The organism is Mitsuaria sp. BK037 (assembly GCF_014193045.1).
Taxonomy (GTDB): domain Bacteria; phylum Pseudomonadota; class Gammaproteobacteria; order Burkholderiales; family Burkholderiaceae_C; genus Roseateles.
Genome location: NZ_JACHYS010000003.1, coordinates 852571 through 866015, shown reverse-complemented (window position 1 = coordinate 866015; position 13445 = coordinate 852571). Strand labels below are relative to the sequence as shown.

Genomic DNA, 13445 nt, shown 5'->3' with positions numbered 1-13445 from the left:
CGCCGCCCCATCCGTTCCCGCCTCTCGTGACTCAGCAAGGATCCTGACCCGTGACCAAGTCGGCACGCCTGGCGTGGTTGATCTCCGTGGCCGCGATCGCGGGCGCCTGCGGCATGCTGGCCTTCCTGCTGTCCATCAGCACCACCGCGCAGCGCGGCTTCCTGGAGCGCCATTTCGTCTGGCTGTTCTGGGTGAACGTGGCGGTCGCCACCGCGCTGGTCATCGTGATCGGCGCCGCCGGCACGCGGCTGGCGCTGCGCGTCAAGCGCGGCCGCTTCGGCAGCCGGCTGCTGCTGAAGCTGGCCGGCATCTTCGCGATCGTCGGGGTCGTGCCGGGGCTGCTGATCTACACGGTGTCCTACCAGTTCGTGAATCGCAGCATCGAGAGCCTGTTCGACCAGCGCCTGGCCAGTGCGCTGGAAGCGGGCCTCGCGCTGGGCCAGGACACGCTGGAGAACCTGCGCACCGAACAGAACGCGCGCACCCGTGCCGCGGCCGAGCGCTGGGAGGACGGCGCGCTGGCGCCGCTGGCGCTGGAGCGGCTGCGCGACCAGATGAACGCGCGCAGCGTCGCGCTGATCGCCGGGAACGGGCAGGTCGTGCTGTCCGCCGGCGGGGAGTCGAGCGAAATCCCCGAGCGCCCCAGCAGCACGCTGCTGGCGCAGGCGCGCAACAACGGCGTCGCTTCGCGCCTGGAGGGCCTGGAGGACGAGCAGCAGGCCGTGCTGGGCGAGGCCCGCATCCGCTCGCTGGCGCTGCTGCCCAGCAGCGCGCTGCAGCTGACCAACAGCGACCGCTACCTGATGGTCGTCAAGCAGATCTCCGGCAAGGTCATCAGCAACGCGCTGAACGTGTCGGCCGCCAACCAGGAGTACCTGCAGCGCTCGCTGCTGCGCGACGGCCTGCGGCGCATGTACCTGGGCACGCTGACGCTGGTGCTGATCCTGGCGGTGTTCGCGGCGCTGCTGCTGGCGGTGGCGCTGTCCAACCAGCTGGTGCAGCCGCTGCTGCTGCTGGCCGAGGGCATGCGCGAGGTCGCGACCGGCGACCTGAAGGCCAAGCCGGTGTTCCGCTCGCGCGACGAACTCGGCGGGCTGACGCGGTCCTTCGCCGACATGACCCAGCAGCTGGCCGACGCGCGGGCCCAGGTGGAGCTCAGCGTGACGCAGCTGGAAAGCGCGCGCACCCATGTGCAGACCATCCTGGACAACCTGACCGCCGGCGTCATCGTGTTCGACCGCGACCGCCGCATCGAGACAGTCAATCCCGGCGCGACCCGCATCCTGAAGCTGCCGCTGTCGGCCTACGTCGGCCGGCCGCTCGAGGACCTGCCGGCGCTGGCGGCCTTCGGCAAGGACATCTGGCAGCGCTTCGAGCTGCAGAGCCCCGAATCCGGCGAGCGCGAGCACTGGCAGGACTCCTTCGAGCTGCAGCTGGACGAGAAGACCGCGCTGACCCTGCTGGTGCGCGGCGCGCTGCTGCCGCAGGAGGCGCGGCTGCTGGTCTTCGACGACATCAGCGAGGTGGTGTCGGCGCAGCGCTCCGCGGCCTGGAGCGAGGTCGCGCGCCGGCTCGCCCACGAGATCAAGAACCCGCTGACGCCGATCCAGCTGTCGGCCGAGCGGCTGCAGTTCAAGCTGGAGTCCAAGCTAGAGGGCACCGACCAGGCGATGCTGGTGCGTTCCGTCGGCACGATCGTGAACCAGGTGCAGGCGATGAAGCAGCTGGTCAACGAGTTCCGCGACTACGCCCGCCTGCCGGCCGCCAAGCTGGCGCCGCTGGACCTGAACGCGCTGGTGGCCGAGGTGCTGACGCTGTACGCCGAGGCGCAGGAATCCGGCCATCTGGGCGCGGACCTGGCGTCCGATCCACCGGCGATCCTGGGCGACGCGCCGCAGCTGCGGCAGGTCATCCACAACCTCGTGCAGAACGCGCTGGACGCGGTCAGCGAGCGCCCCGACGGCCGGGTGACGGTGCGCACGCAGAAGGCGATGAACGAGGCCGGCGAGCTGCGGGCGCTCCGGCTGGTCGTCACCGACAACGGCCACGGCTTCGCGGAGAACGTGCTGAAGCGGGCCTTCGAGCCTTACGTCACGACCAAGACCAAGGGCACCGGCCTGGGGCTGGCGGTGGTGAAGAAAATCGCGGATGAGCATGGCGCGCGCATCCGGCTGGTGAATCTCCCAGCCGCCAGCGGCGCCGATCTGCCGCCGAGCGGCGCACAAGTTTCGTTATCATTTTCAAAACTCGCGACTGCACCGAGCCCTGCGCAGGACGCGCCTCGGCCCGCGTGAACAGTAGGCATACATGGCAACCATTCTTGTTGTTGACGACGAATTGGGCATCCGCGCCCTCTTGTCTGAAATCCTCTCGGACGAGGGGCACACGATCGAGCTCGCGGAGAACGCCCAGCAGGCGCGCGCCGCCCGCGAGCGCTCGCGGCCCGACCTGGTGCTGCTGGACATCTGGATGCCTGACGTCGATGGCGTGACGCTGCTGAAGGAATGGGGCAGCTCCGGCCAGCTGACGATGCCGGTGATCATGATGAGCGGCCACGGCACGATCGACACGGCGGTCGAGGCGACCAAGTTCGGCGCGATGGCCTTCCTGGAAAAGCCGATCACGCTGCAGAAGCTGCTGCGCGCGGTGGAGCAGGCGCTGGTGAAGACCACGCCGCGCCCGGCCCCGCCGGCCGCGCCGGTGGTGGGTGTGGGCCTCAACATCGGCAACAGCTACCCGCGTCCCGAGGTGCTGCCCGCGATGACGGCCGGCACGCTGCCGATGCCCTCGGCCGGCCTGGCGCCGGTGGCGCCCCTGCCGCACCAGGGCCTGGCCTCCGAGCAGGTGTTCGAGCTGGACCGACCGCTGCGCGAGGCGCGCGACGCGTTCGAGAAGAGCTACTTCGAGTTCCACCTGGCCAAGGAGAACGGCTCGATGACCCGCGTGGCCGAGAAGACGGGGCTGGAACGGACCCACCTGTACCGCAAGCTGAAGCAGCTCGGCGTCGATCTTTCAAGAAACAAGCGGGGCAGCGGAATTTAGTGCTATAGTCGCGGTCTTCGTTGTTCAGCACGAGTCGCAAGACCCGGAACAACGGAGACAGAGACCCAGTCTCATGGCCAAGTAGCTCAGTTGGTAGAGCAGCGGATTGAAAATCCGCGTGTCGGTGGTTCGATTCCGCCCTTGGCCACCAGATTCAAGAAAGCCCGGCTCCGCCGGGCTTTCTGCTTTCTGCGGCTACAACGACGCTCATCACCACACGCCGAACCAGCGCCGCACACGCGGCTGGGCTCACCGCGTGATGATGTCCCGATGCATTGGCGCGAGCAGCGCCAGCAGGCGGTTCTGAACGGCAAACGGCACCCGCCGCGCGTCCATCGCCAATTGCAGGTCTTCGACCAACGCATTGAAGTCGGCCTTGTCCAGGGCGAGGTGGGCATGCGACTTCGCCATCGTCTCGCCGTCGTAGACGCATGGGCCGCCGCTGAGCTGGCAGAACTGCTTGCGGATCGATTCCTTCAGCGCTTTCGGGTTGACGCCATCGAACTTGCGCTTGATGCGCTCATCCGCATAGGCGCGATCGATCATGCCGTCGACGATGTGGGCGATGCCCTCCTCGCCGCCCAGCGCGCGATACAGCCCGTCATCCGCCGCGCCGGCGATCGACGCGGCGCCCACGCCCATCAGCAGCGCCAGCGCGCCTGCCCTCCACAGCCTTCGAGCGGATCGCATCGTGCAGACCTCCTGGTCGAGTCGTCGGAGCGCGGCGAGGCCGCGGTCAGTAGGCGAATTGGATCGAGCCGTAGACGCCGCGCTGACGACGCGGCTGGATTCCCGGCACGATGCCACCGAGGTCCACATAGGCGGCCGTCAGCGACACATGCTTGTTGGGCGCCCAGGCGACGAACACATCCTTCCAGTCGTCCTCTCGCAGCGCGTCGCCCAGGATCGATGAATTGAGCTTGTCGGGCTTCACGCGGTACTCGACGCCCACCGCCCACTGCTTATTCAGCAGGTAGGCGATCGACACCTCCGGCACCAGCGAATAACTGCCGCTCGCCGTCCCGCCGAAGCCCAGCAGGCCGTTCTGATTGGCGCGCGTCGCGCGCAGCGTCAGGTTCACCAGCGTGCTTTGCGCCAGGAACAGCTTGGTCGCGCTCAGATAGATGTCCACGCCCTGACGCTTCGCGCCGAGCGCGCTCAGCGTCGGCGCCAGGCCACCCGCGTCGAGGTGCTTGTACTCGACGCCCAGCGCGAGCTGCGGCATCCAGGTGTCGGCATCGAGCACCGCATCGCCGCCCAGTCGCACCTTCGCGCCGAGGATCGTCTGCTTGAGCCGGAGCCCAGGCAGCCCCAGCGCTGCGCCCGTGGCGCCAGCGCTCAAGTCCTGCCGGGCGATCGACAGCTCGGCGCGCTCGCCAAAAGCCACGGCGGCACCGTAGCCGGTGAAGCCGTAGTCCTGCACCGGCAAGCGCGTGAGGTACGCGGTCGCGCCGATCTGGCCCGCCGTCGCGTAGCTGCCGGTCAACGCCCATGGCGACAAACCGCCACCAGCCGCGCCATCGATGCAGCTCACCCCGCCGGTCAACAGCAGCTTGCCTTGCGCCTGTGCGGCGCAGGCCAGCGGCGCGGCCATCAACAGCGGCGCGATCAATCGCAGCAGCAGGCGGTGCATGGGCAGAGACGGTGAGGATGCCGAAGACGTCGCGCTGGCGCTTACCAGGCGCCGGTGTTGGGCATCGAGATCCAGGGCTCGGCCGGCGGCAGCGCCGGGCCGTCCTGCAGCAGCTCGATCGAGATGTTGTCGGGCGAGCGCACGAAGGCCATGCGGCCGTCGCGCGGCGGGCGGTTGATCGTCACGCCAGCGTCCATCAGGCGCTGGCAGGCGGCGTAGATGTCGGGGACCGCGTAGGCCACGTGACCGAAGTTGCGACCCCCGGTATAGATCTCGGGATCCCAGTTGTAGGTCAGCTCGATCTGCGCGTCCTCGTCGCCGGGGGCGGCCAGATAGACCAGGGTGAAACGGCCGGCCTCATGCTCGCTGCGGCGCACCTCCTGCAGCCCCAGGGCGTCGCGGTAGAACTTCAGCGAGGCATCGAGATCGGTCACTCGGACCATGGTGTGCAGATACTTCATGAGCGGTGTCGGATGGCGTTGGACAGTGGAATCGACGCGAGGTCGGACGGCGCATTGTGGCCGGGCGGCGAGCGGTTTGCATGCAGCGGGGGCATGCGTGGGAACACCCTCGAGGAGCGCTGCGGCTCAAATGAAGAAGGCCCGCGTCGGCGGGCCTTCGTGCGAGCGGAAACCGCGAGGGTCAGGTCGCCTGCGGCGTGGCGTCGCCACCTGGCGCCTGCTGCGTCGCCTGGGCCAGGCGTTGCGTCAGCTCCTTGCGGAAGCGGTTCAGCTCCTGGACGCTCACGAAGCTGCGCTCCATCAGCAGGCTCATGTTGTGCAGGATGCGCTCGACGACCTTGTTTTCCCAGACGCTGTCGAACTGGATCTGCTTGTCCAGCCAGCGCTCCAGCCACTCCGGATCGGGCAGGCGGCTCTGGATGGTGTCGCGCGGGAAAAGCTTGGCGTTCACATGCAGGTTGGTCGGGTGCAGCGCCTGCGCGGTGCGGCGCGCGCTGGCCATCAGCACGCCGACCTTCGCGAATGCCGCCTTCGCCTCGTCCCCGAACTTGCTCATCGCGCGCTTCATGTAGCGCAGGTAGGCGCCGCCATGGCGGGCTTCATCGCGCGACAGGGTCTCGTAGATCGCCTTGATGACCGGCTCGGTGTGCCATTCGGCGGCGCGGCGGTACCAGTGGTTCAGACGGATCTCGCCGCAGAAGTGCAGCATCAGCGTCTCCAGCGCCGGGGCCGGATCGAATTCGAAGCGCACCTCGTGCAGTTCCGCTTCGGTCGGCACCATGTCCGGACGGAAGCGGCGCAGGTATTCCATCAGCACCAGCGAATGCTTCTGCTCCTCGAAGAACCAGACGCTCATGAACGCGGAGAAGTCGCTGTCGTCCTTGTTGTCGCGCAGGAACATCTCGGTGGCGGGCAGCGCGGACCACTCGGTGATCGCGTTCATCTTGATCGTGCGCGCCTGGTCGTCGGTCAGCTTGGACGCGTCGAACTTGTCCCACGGAATGTCCGTGTCCATGTTCCAGCGCACGGCCTCGAGTTGCTTGAAGAGTTCGGGATAAAGCATCTGTCTGCGTCCTGTTAAGCGCGCCGGATTCTACCGGTCGCACCATGACAATCCCTTACGGCATCGGCCCATGGGGCGATCTGGCCTAATCCCGCATCCGACCGATCTCACGCCGGGTTCGCTTATTACGAAGCAGCACGACCGTTCGGATTCACCGATCCTGGAGACACAGCCCATGAACACGTCCTTCGGTTCCCTCCTGCGGCGCGCCGCCTTCGCCGGCCTCGCGATGGTCGCGATGGCTTTGGCCACGACCGCCGCCCATGCCGCACCGGCGGCCGAGCCCGCGACTTCCGGCGCAGCCTGCCCGGAACTGCTGAACCGGCAAATGCCTCGCCTGCAGGACGAGAAGCCACAGGCGCTGTGCCAGTACGCCGGCAAGGTGGTCCTGGTGGTCAACACGGCAAGTTTTTGCGGCTACACGCCCCAGTACAAGGCGCTGGAAGCGGTGTCCGCGCGCTATGCGGACAAGGGGCTGGTGGTACTTGGTTTTCCATCCGGTGATTTCGGCAACCAGGAGTACGGCAGCAACAAGGAAATCGCCGAGTTCTGCGAGAACACCTTCAACGTGAAATTTCCGATGTTCAGCAAGAGCAGCGTCGCGGCCGGAAAAGCCGATCTGAACCCGCTCTTCGCCGACTTGGCCAAGCGCACCGGTCAGGCGCCGAAGTGGAACTTCCACAAGTACCTGATTTCGCGCGACGGCAAGCAGGTCATGAGCTTCGCGTCGGGCGTGAGCCCGGACAGCTCGACCTTCACCCAGGCCGTGGAAAAGCTGCTGGCGCAGCCGCAGTGAACGGGCATCGCAGCGGAAACTCGAAAATCCTGTCGCTTGAGTTCGTTCCAGCTTGCAAAAGCTGAATGAAAGGCGCGGGAGGAGGCAATCGGCACGCCTGTGGCGAGGGGCCTTCATCAGCCTGAAAACTGTCCCGGCTAGCCGGGACAGCAGTGACAGTTGCTCACGTATTTGTCGCTCGGCGGGATGACTTCCGCGTCGATGCGCTGCACCATAACGACTCGATCAATACATCGCTGATGAGAAACGCAAGCGACGACGCCGATAACAGCGCTCACTTTGAGCTGACTTAAACACGGCGGATGGCGCAGCAGCGTGGGAGGGCATTCCGCGGGTTTACACCGACCCCATCAGCGATGGGAGTACAGTCGACGCAACCACTTTCAGCCGCAAGACCTGCTTCTTCGTGAAGCTGCAATCCCGAGGCCTTTCTCCTCCTCCTCCCTCCCTCCCTCGTTGGCCAGGGGCGTCTTGAGGCTACTTTTCTACCCAGGGCTTCCGCTTCGCGGAAGCCCTTTGCATTTGCGGCGTCCAGCCGAAAAAAAGCGCGCCTCCTGGCGCGCCCTGGTCAGCGTCGAGCGGGCTTGATCAGGCCAGCCAGCCCTTGCGGCGGAAGTAGATGAAGGGCGCCGCCACCGACGCCACCATCAGCCCGATCGCGAAGAAGTAGCCGTACTTCCAACGCAGTTCCGGCATCGCCTCGAAGTTCATGCCATAGACGCTGGCGATCAGCGTCGGCGGCAGCAGGGCGACGCTCGCGACCGAGAAGATCTTGATGATCTTGTTCTGGTTGATGTTGATGAAGCCGACCGTGGCATCCATCAGGAAGTTGATCTTGTCGAACAGGAACGCGGTGTGCGAATCGAGCGAATCGATGTCGCGCAGGATCTGGCGCGATTCCTCGAACTGCTCGGCGTTGAGCATGCGGCTGCGCATCATGAAGCTGACCGCGCGCCGGGTGTCCATGACGTTGCGCCGGATGCGGCCGTTCAAGTCCTCCTCCCGGGCGATCGCCGCCAGCACCTGGCCCGCCTCGGTGTCGTTGACGTCCTTCTTCAGGACCCGCGCGCTCACCTTCTCGAGGTTGTCGTAGATGCCCTCCAGCACGTCGGCGGAGTACTCCGCGTCCGCGTCATAGAGCTTGAGCAGCACGTCCTTGGCGTCCTCGATCAGCGCCGGGATGCGACGGGCCCGCAGGCGCAGCAGCCGGAACACCGGCAGGTCCTCGTTGTGGATCGAGAAAAGCACGTTGTCGAAGAGGATGAAGGCGACCCGCACGTTGCGCGGCGCTTCCATGTCGTCGATCAGGAAGTCCGAGCGGATGTGCAGCTCGCCGTTGTCTTCCTCGTAGAAGCGGGCCGATTCCTCGAGATCCTCGTCGACGATGTCCTCGGGAATCACCAGATGGAAGCGTTCGCGGATCCAGTCCTTTTCCTCCGGCGTCGGCGACTGCAGGTCGACCCAGACCGGGTTGCGGTCGGCCCCGGCGAGCGAGAGCAGTTCGGCGGCGGTGGAAATCTCTTCCTGGACCATGCCTCCCTTGAGGCGGCCATTGTCCAGCGTGAACACATTCAGCATGCGGATCCTTCGTCGGCGGTGCGCGCTCGGGCGAACGCGCAAGCCGGAGTGCGCGTTGACGGACCCTTCGAGGGTCGCCGCGGCGCGAGAGTTGCCAGGAGCAGGCGACGCCAGGCGGCGCGCCAGGGGGTCGAGGTGGCCCGTCTCACTCCGGACAAGCGTCGCGGCGGCGTTGGATGCGGTGGAGCAGAACGCTCAGGGGCTGCGGCGGATTGACGCTGGAGTGGACGGCCACCGAGGGTGGTCGCTGTCCAAGGGGGACTCCAGTAATCGGGACGCGGGATTATCACATCGCGTCCCGAGGGCCAGCAAGGAAGCGCGGGGAGGACGCCCGGTCCGGAAGGCTCGCGCCGCACAACATCCAGCATTCCAGCACGGACCTCGCCCTGCTGCAAGGCGGGAAAATTCGCCCCCAAACTTGCTTTCCATCACTTGCCGAGGCTGGGGATCGGGAGCAGACTGGACTCGTCTTCTTCATCGATTTCGCCTCAGAACCCGCATGCCATCGGCCCTCGCGGCCTTCCGGGTCCCTCGCGGACCGCTCACCCGTCAAGCCGTTTCCGACACTCCATCCGCTTCCCCCGCGTCTCCAGCTCGATGCCGGCGACGTGCCGACCGACCCTCACCGACTCCCCACCTCACCAAGACCCTGCCCGCTCTTTCCCCGCGGCAACGACCGCCGACTCCGACTCTGTTTCCGACCAAGCCCTTGTGAAAGGAGGCTTTATGAACCTGACCATCAGCGGCCACCATCTCGAAGTGACACAGGCTCTGCGCGAATACGTGCTGAACAAGCTCAGCCGGGTGCTCCGCCACTTTGACCAGGTCGTGGACGTCAACGTCCTGCTGACCGTGGAGAAGCAAAAGGAAAAGGATCGACGCCAACGCGCTGAAGTCACGCTGCATGTGAAGGGACGGGAAATCTTCTGCGAACACTCGAACGGCGATCTCTACGCCGCCATCGACGAGCTGATGGACAAGCTGGATCGGCAGGTCTGCCGCCACAAGGATCGGGTGCAGAACCATCACCATGAATCGGCCAAGCGCATGGACTTGAGCGCCGGATGACCGATCTCCGCGAATCCGACGGCCTCTCCCGGCCCGTCGGACTCGCTGCCGGATCTTCAGGGATTACCCGGAGATCCCCCGCAAGGCGGCCCATCGGGCCGCCTTTTTGCCGAGAATTGTTGCGATGCAACACCAGCGGAGACGTTTTCACAGAAGCGTCGCATCCGTCACACCCCCTCTCGGTAGCGGGATTCCTATAATCCAGTCCTTCAACCCTCGAATCTGCGTACCCGCTGGTGCGCAGGCTGCTTCCCCAGCTCGCCGGTCGACATGGCCGGTAAATGCCCGATGAACCGTCTCGCCGCCATCCTTCCCGCCAGCAACGTGCTGGTCGATGTGGACGCTTCCAGCAAAAAGCGGGTCTTCGAACAGGCCGGGCTGCTTTTCGAGAACAACCATTCGATCTCCCGCGCCGCGGTCACGGACAACCTGTTCGCCCGCGAGCGCCTGGGCTCCACCGGTCTGGGCCACGGCGTCGCGATCCCGCATGGCCGCATCAAGGGCCTGAAGAACCCGCTGGCCGCGGTGCTGCGCGTGCAGCAGCCCATCGGTTTCGACGCCCCCGACGACGAACCGGTCACCCTGCTGATCTTCCTGCTGGTGCCCGAGGCGGCGACCCAGAGACACCTCGAGATCCTGTCCGAGATCGCCGAGATGCTGTCCGACCGCGAACTGCGCGAACGCCTCAAGACCGAGGCGGAGGCCGCCACCGTGCATCGCCTGATCGCCGACTGGGAACCGCTGAAGTCGGTGGCCTGAGCAGGCCCAGCGCCTCGAGACGATCTCTCCACCTCCAGCACCCGCCCAACTTGAAAGCCACCTCCATCAGCGCGGACCGGTTGTTCGAGGAACACCGCGAGGCCTTGCGTTGGGAGTGGATCGCCGGGCATGCGCACCCTGAACGCCGTTTCGACGAAGCCGCGCTGCGGGACGCCCAGTCGGCCGCCGACCTGGTCGGCTACCTGAACTACATCCACCCCTACCGCGTCCAGATCGTCGGCCGGCGTGAAGTCGCCTACCTGAGCCAAGCCTCGGGCGACGTGCTGGACCGCCGGATCTCGCGCATCGTGACGCTGGAGCCGCCGGTCATCATCGTCGCCGACGACCAGGTGCCGCCGGACCGGCTGGTCGCGATGTGCGACCGCGCCGAGATCCCGCTGTTCACCACCGCCGAGAGCGCCGGCCACGTCATCGACCTGGTGCGCGCCTACCTGGCCCACGTCTGCGCCAACCGCACGACACGCCACGGCGTGTTCATGGACATCCTCGGCCTGGGCGTGCTGCTGACCGGCGAATCGGGACTGGGCAAGAGCGAACTCGGCCTGGAACTGATCAGCCGCGGCCACGGCCTGGTGGCGGATGACGCGGTCGACTTCTTCCGGATCGCGCAGACGGCCATCGAGGGCCGTTGCCCCGAGCTGCTGATGAATCTGCTGGAAGTCCGCGGCATCGGCCTGCTGGACATCAAGGCCATCTTCGGCGAGACGGCGGTGCGCCGGAAGATGCGGCTCAAGCTGATCGTGCACCTGGTCCGCAAGGAGACGATGGAGCGCGACTTCGAGCGCCTGCCCTACGAGCCGCTCTACGAGGACGTGCTGGGCATGCCGGTGCGCAAGGTCGTGATCGCCGTGGACGCGGGCCGCAACCTGGCCGTGCTGGTCGAGGCCGCGGTGCGCAACACCATCCTGCAATTGCGCGGCATCGACACCTACCGCGAGTTCGTCGAGCGCCACCAGCGCGCGATCGAGCAGGGACTGAACGACAACAACTGAACGCGGCACCGCTTTCGACGGTGCATGACGAAGGGGCTCCGCGGAGCCCCTTGTCGTTGACGCCGCGATCGCCGGGCCGGGTCAGCGGGCCATCTTGTGCGGGCAGTCCTTCTTGACGCAGTTCGCGTACAGCGCGAGCGAGTGCTCCTGCAGCTGGAAGCCACGCTCCTGCGCGATCGCGTGCTGGCGCTCCTCGATCTTCGGATCGTAGAACTCCTCGACGAAACCGCAGGTCAGGCAGACGAGGTGGTCGTGGTGGTGGCCCTCGTTGAGCTCGAAGACCGCCTTGCCCGATTCGAAGTGGTTGCGCGACAGCAGGCCCGCCTGCTCGAACTGCGTGAGGACGCGATAGACGGTGGCCAGACCGATGTCCGCGCGTTCATCGAGCAAAGCTTTGTAAACGTCCTCGGCGGTCATGTGCCGCTGCTGGGCGGTCTGGAAGATCTCGAGGATCTTGATGCGGGGCAGCGTGGCCTTGAGCCCGCTGTTCTTGATTTCGTCTGACCGGTTCATGGGGTTTGCGCCTGCGGGGAAGCGGGGGTGCGTGCCGCTAGAATCTCGCGATCATAGCCCTTGCGCCTCGGCCAATCCGCGCCATGTCATTGAATTCCCGTATCGCCTGCATTGCCCGCCGGAACGCCTCCGGCGCCGCGATGGCAGGCCTGGTTGTCGGTCTGCTGGCGCTGGGCGGCTGCTCGCAGATGCCCAAGTTCGACGCGCTCTCGGTGAGCGGCGACAAGGTGCTGGGCCTGGTGACGCCCTACCGCGTCGAGATCGTGCAGGGCAACGTGGTCACCAAGGAACAGCTGGCCGCGATCAAGCCGGGCATGACCCGCGTCCAGGTGCGCGATGTCCTGGGCTCGCCGCTGCTGACCGACGTCTTCCATGAGTCCCGCTGGGACTACGTGTTCACGATCCGCCGCCAAGGGGCCGCGCCGCAGAACCGCCACATCCTGCTGACCTTCGACGGCGACCAGCTGTCCAAGATCGACGCGCCGGACGACCTGCCGACCGAGAAGGAATTCATCGCCTCGATCAACACGCTGAAGGTCTCCGGCAAGGAACCCAAGCTGGAGCTGACCGAAGAAGAACGCAAGGCGCTGCCGCCGCCGGTGCGCACCGCCGCGGCCTCGGCGCCGGAGCCGATGGGCCCGACCCGCGACTACCCCCCGCTGGAGCCGCGCCGATGAGCCGTCTGCGGATCGCGATCACCGGCGCGTCCGGCCGCATGGGCCGGATGCTGGTCGAGGCGGTGCTCGCCGCCGACGACCTCGAGCTGGCCGCTGCGCTCGACCGCGACGGCAGCCCGGCGCTCGGCCAGGATGCCGGCGCCTTCCTCGGTCAGATCACCGGCGTGGCGATCACCAGCGACGTGCGGGCCGGCCTGTCGCGGTCCGACGTGCTGATCGACTTCACCCGCCCCGAAGGCACGATGGCGCACCTGGCGCTGTGCGCCGAACTGGGCGTGCGCACCGTCATCGGCACCACCGGCTTCAGCCCCGACGAGAAGGCGAAGATCGGCGAGTACGCCCAGCGCGCCGCCATCATGATGGCGCCCAACATGAGCGTCGGCGTCAATGTCGTGCTGAAGCTGCTGGCGCAGGCGTCCAAGGCGCTCTCGCAGGGCTATGACATCGAGATCGTCGAGGCCCACCATCGCCACAAGGTCGACGCGCCCAGCGGCACCGCGCTGAAGATGGGCGAGGTCGTCGCCGAGGCGCTTGGCCGCGACCTGAAGACCTGCGCGGTCTACGGCCGCGAAGGCGTCACCGGCGAGCGCGATCCGTCGACGATCGGTTTCGCGACGGTCCGTGGCGGCGACGTCATCGGCGACCACACGGTGATGTATCTGGGCATCGGCGAGCGCATCGAGATCAGCCACAAGGCCTCGAGCCGCGCGACCTTCGCGCAGGGCAGCCTGCGCGCGGCGCGTTTCCTGGGCGAGCGCAAGACCGGGCTGTTCGACATGAACGACGTGCTCGGCATGGCCTGAGCGCGACGCGCTCGATCACCGGCGATCGACGAACGACGC

Annotated in this window: 14 protein-coding genes and 1 tRNA gene; 9 read left to right on the top strand and 6 right to left on the bottom strand. The window is 66.6% G+C overall.

Features of this window, described 5'->3' with window-relative positions:
- Positions 1-50: 50 nt before the first annotated feature.
- From FHT37_RS20580 to FHT37_RS20570, 3 genes are all read left to right on the top strand, one after another.
- Positions 51-2294 carry an ATP-binding protein gene (locus FHT37_RS20580; protein WP_183483969.1) on the top strand — a complete coding sequence of 748 codons (2244 nt, stop codon included), beginning with the start codon at positions 51-53 and terminating at the stop codon, positions 2292-2294.
- A 13-nt stretch (positions 2295-2307) separates the two neighbouring features.
- On the top strand, positions 2308-3042 hold the full coding sequence (locus FHT37_RS20575; RefSeq protein ID WP_091730817.1) for a response regulator: 735 nt from the start codon (positions 2308-2310) through the stop codon (positions 3040-3042).
- A gap of 75 nt (positions 3043-3117) precedes the next feature.
- Positions 3118-3193 (top strand) — tRNA-Phe (locus tag FHT37_RS20570).
- A 98-nt stretch (positions 3194-3291) separates the two neighbouring features.
- On the opposite strand, the gene FHT37_RS20565 is transcribed toward FHT37_RS20570, so the two are convergent.
- From FHT37_RS20565 to FHT37_RS20550, 4 genes are all read right to left on the bottom strand, one after another.
- The gene (locus tag FHT37_RS20565; protein WP_183483967.1) at positions 3292-3732 is read right to left on the bottom strand and encodes a group 1 truncated hemoglobin; all 441 of its coding nucleotides are present in this window, start codon (positions 3730-3732) and stop codon (positions 3292-3294) included.
- A gap of 46 nt (positions 3733-3778) precedes the next feature.
- The gene (locus FHT37_RS20560; protein WP_183483965.1) at positions 3779-4675 is read right to left on the bottom strand and encodes a DUF3034 family protein; all 897 of its coding nucleotides are present in this window, start codon (positions 4673-4675) and stop codon (positions 3779-3781) included.
- A gap of 41 nt (positions 4676-4716) precedes the next feature.
- The gene (locus FHT37_RS20555; RefSeq protein WP_091730804.1) at positions 4717-5136 is read right to left on the bottom strand and encodes a VOC family protein; all 420 of its coding nucleotides are present in this window, start codon (positions 5134-5136) and stop codon (positions 4717-4719) included.
- Between the two features lie 181 nt (positions 5137-5317).
- On the bottom strand, positions 5318-6199 hold the full coding sequence (locus tag FHT37_RS20550) for an acyl-ACP desaturase (protein WP_091730800.1): 882 nt from the start codon (positions 6197-6199) through the stop codon (positions 5318-5320).
- A gap of 175 nt (positions 6200-6374) precedes the next feature.
- On the opposite strand from FHT37_RS20550, the gene FHT37_RS20545 reads away from it, so the two are divergent.
- On the top strand, positions 6375-6995 hold the full coding sequence (locus tag FHT37_RS20545) for a glutathione peroxidase (RefSeq protein WP_091730796.1): 621 nt from the start codon (positions 6375-6377) through the stop codon (positions 6993-6995).
- 588 nt (positions 6996-7583) lie between these two features.
- On the opposite strand, the gene corA is transcribed toward FHT37_RS20545, so the two are convergent.
- Entirely contained in the window at positions 7584-8573 is a 990-nt protein-coding gene (gene corA / locus FHT37_RS20540; protein WP_091730793.1) for a magnesium/cobalt transporter CorA, read from the bottom strand.
- Between the two features lie 726 nt (positions 8574-9299).
- Between corA and hpf the strand changes: the two genes are divergently transcribed.
- The 3 genes from hpf to hprK all read left to right on the top strand — a co-directional run bounded on the left by hpf (position 9300) and on the right by hprK (position 11413).
- Entirely contained in the window at positions 9300-9641 is a 342-nt protein-coding gene (hpf, locus tag FHT37_RS20535) for a ribosome hibernation-promoting factor, HPF/YfiA family (RefSeq protein ID WP_091730788.1), read from the top strand.
- A 288-nt stretch (positions 9642-9929) separates the two neighbouring features.
- Positions 9930-10400 (top strand): PTS IIA-like nitrogen regulatory protein PtsN, encoded by a 471-nt coding sequence (gene ptsN, locus FHT37_RS20530; RefSeq protein WP_091730784.1) that lies wholly within the window; start codon positions 9930-9932, stop codon positions 10398-10400.
- Between the two features lie 50 nt (positions 10401-10450).
- Positions 10451-11413, top strand: a complete 963-nt coding sequence (gene hprK, locus FHT37_RS20525; protein ID WP_091730781.1) for an HPr(Ser) kinase/phosphatase — start codon at positions 10451-10453, stop codon at positions 11411-11413.
- 81 nt (positions 11414-11494) lie between these two features.
- On the opposite strand, the gene fur is transcribed toward hprK, so the two are convergent.
- Positions 11495-11926: a ferric iron uptake transcriptional regulator gene (fur, locus tag FHT37_RS20520; protein WP_091730779.1), complete on the bottom strand. Its 432-nt coding sequence runs from the start codon at positions 11924-11926 to the stop codon at positions 11495-11497.
- 83 nt (positions 11927-12009) lie between these two features.
- Between fur and FHT37_RS20515 the strand changes: the two genes are divergently transcribed.
- The gene (locus tag FHT37_RS20515) at positions 12010-12603 is read left to right on the top strand and encodes an outer membrane protein assembly factor BamE (RefSeq protein WP_091730776.1); all 594 of its coding nucleotides are present in this window, start codon (positions 12010-12012) and stop codon (positions 12601-12603) included.
- On the top strand, positions 12600-13406 hold the full coding sequence (dapB, locus tag FHT37_RS20510) for a 4-hydroxy-tetrahydrodipicolinate reductase (protein WP_091730773.1): 807 nt from the start codon (positions 12600-12602) through the stop codon (positions 13404-13406). The genes FHT37_RS20515 and dapB overlap by 4 nt, the downstream gene beginning before the upstream one ends.
- The last annotated feature ends 39 nt before the right edge of the window (positions 13407-13445 follow it).

Coding starts and splice junctions, on each gene's coding strand:
- FHT37_RS20575 (WP_091730817.1), top strand. CDS start 2,308: ATGGCAACCATTCTTGTTGTTGACGACGAATTGGGCATCCGCGCCCTC.
- FHT37_RS20565 (WP_183483967.1), bottom strand. CDS start 3,732: ATGCGATCCGCTCGAAGGCTGTGGAGGGCAGGCGCGCTGGCGCTGCTG.
- FHT37_RS20560 (WP_183483965.1), bottom strand. CDS start 4,675: ATGCACCGCCTGCTGCTGCGATTGATCGCGCCGCTGTTGATGGCCGCG.
- FHT37_RS20555 (WP_091730804.1), bottom strand. CDS start 5,136: ATGAAGTATCTGCACACCATGGTCCGAGTGACCGATCTCGATGCCTCG.
- FHT37_RS20550 (WP_091730800.1), bottom strand. CDS start 6,199: ATGCTTTATCCCGAACTCTTCAAGCAACTCGAGGCCGTGCGCTGGAAC.
- FHT37_RS20545 (WP_091730796.1), top strand. CDS start 6,375: ATGAACACGTCCTTCGGTTCCCTCCTGCGGCGCGCCGCCTTCGCCGGC.
- corA (WP_091730793.1), bottom strand. CDS start 8,573: ATGCTGAATGTGTTCACGCTGGACAATGGCCGCCTCAAGGGAGGCATG.
- hpf (WP_091730788.1), top strand. CDS start 9,300: ATGAACCTGACCATCAGCGGCCACCATCTCGAAGTGACACAGGCTCTG.
- ptsN (WP_091730784.1), top strand. CDS start 9,930: ATGAACCGTCTCGCCGCCATCCTTCCCGCCAGCAACGTGCTGGTCGAT.
- fur (WP_091730779.1), bottom strand. CDS start 11,926: ATGAACCGGTCAGACGAAATCAAGAACAGCGGGCTCAAGGCCACGCTG.
- FHT37_RS20515 (WP_091730776.1), top strand. CDS start 12,010: ATGTCATTGAATTCCCGTATCGCCTGCATTGCCCGCCGGAACGCCTCC.
- dapB (WP_091730773.1), top strand. CDS start 12,600: ATGAGCCGTCTGCGGATCGCGATCACCGGCGCGTCCGGCCGCATGGGC.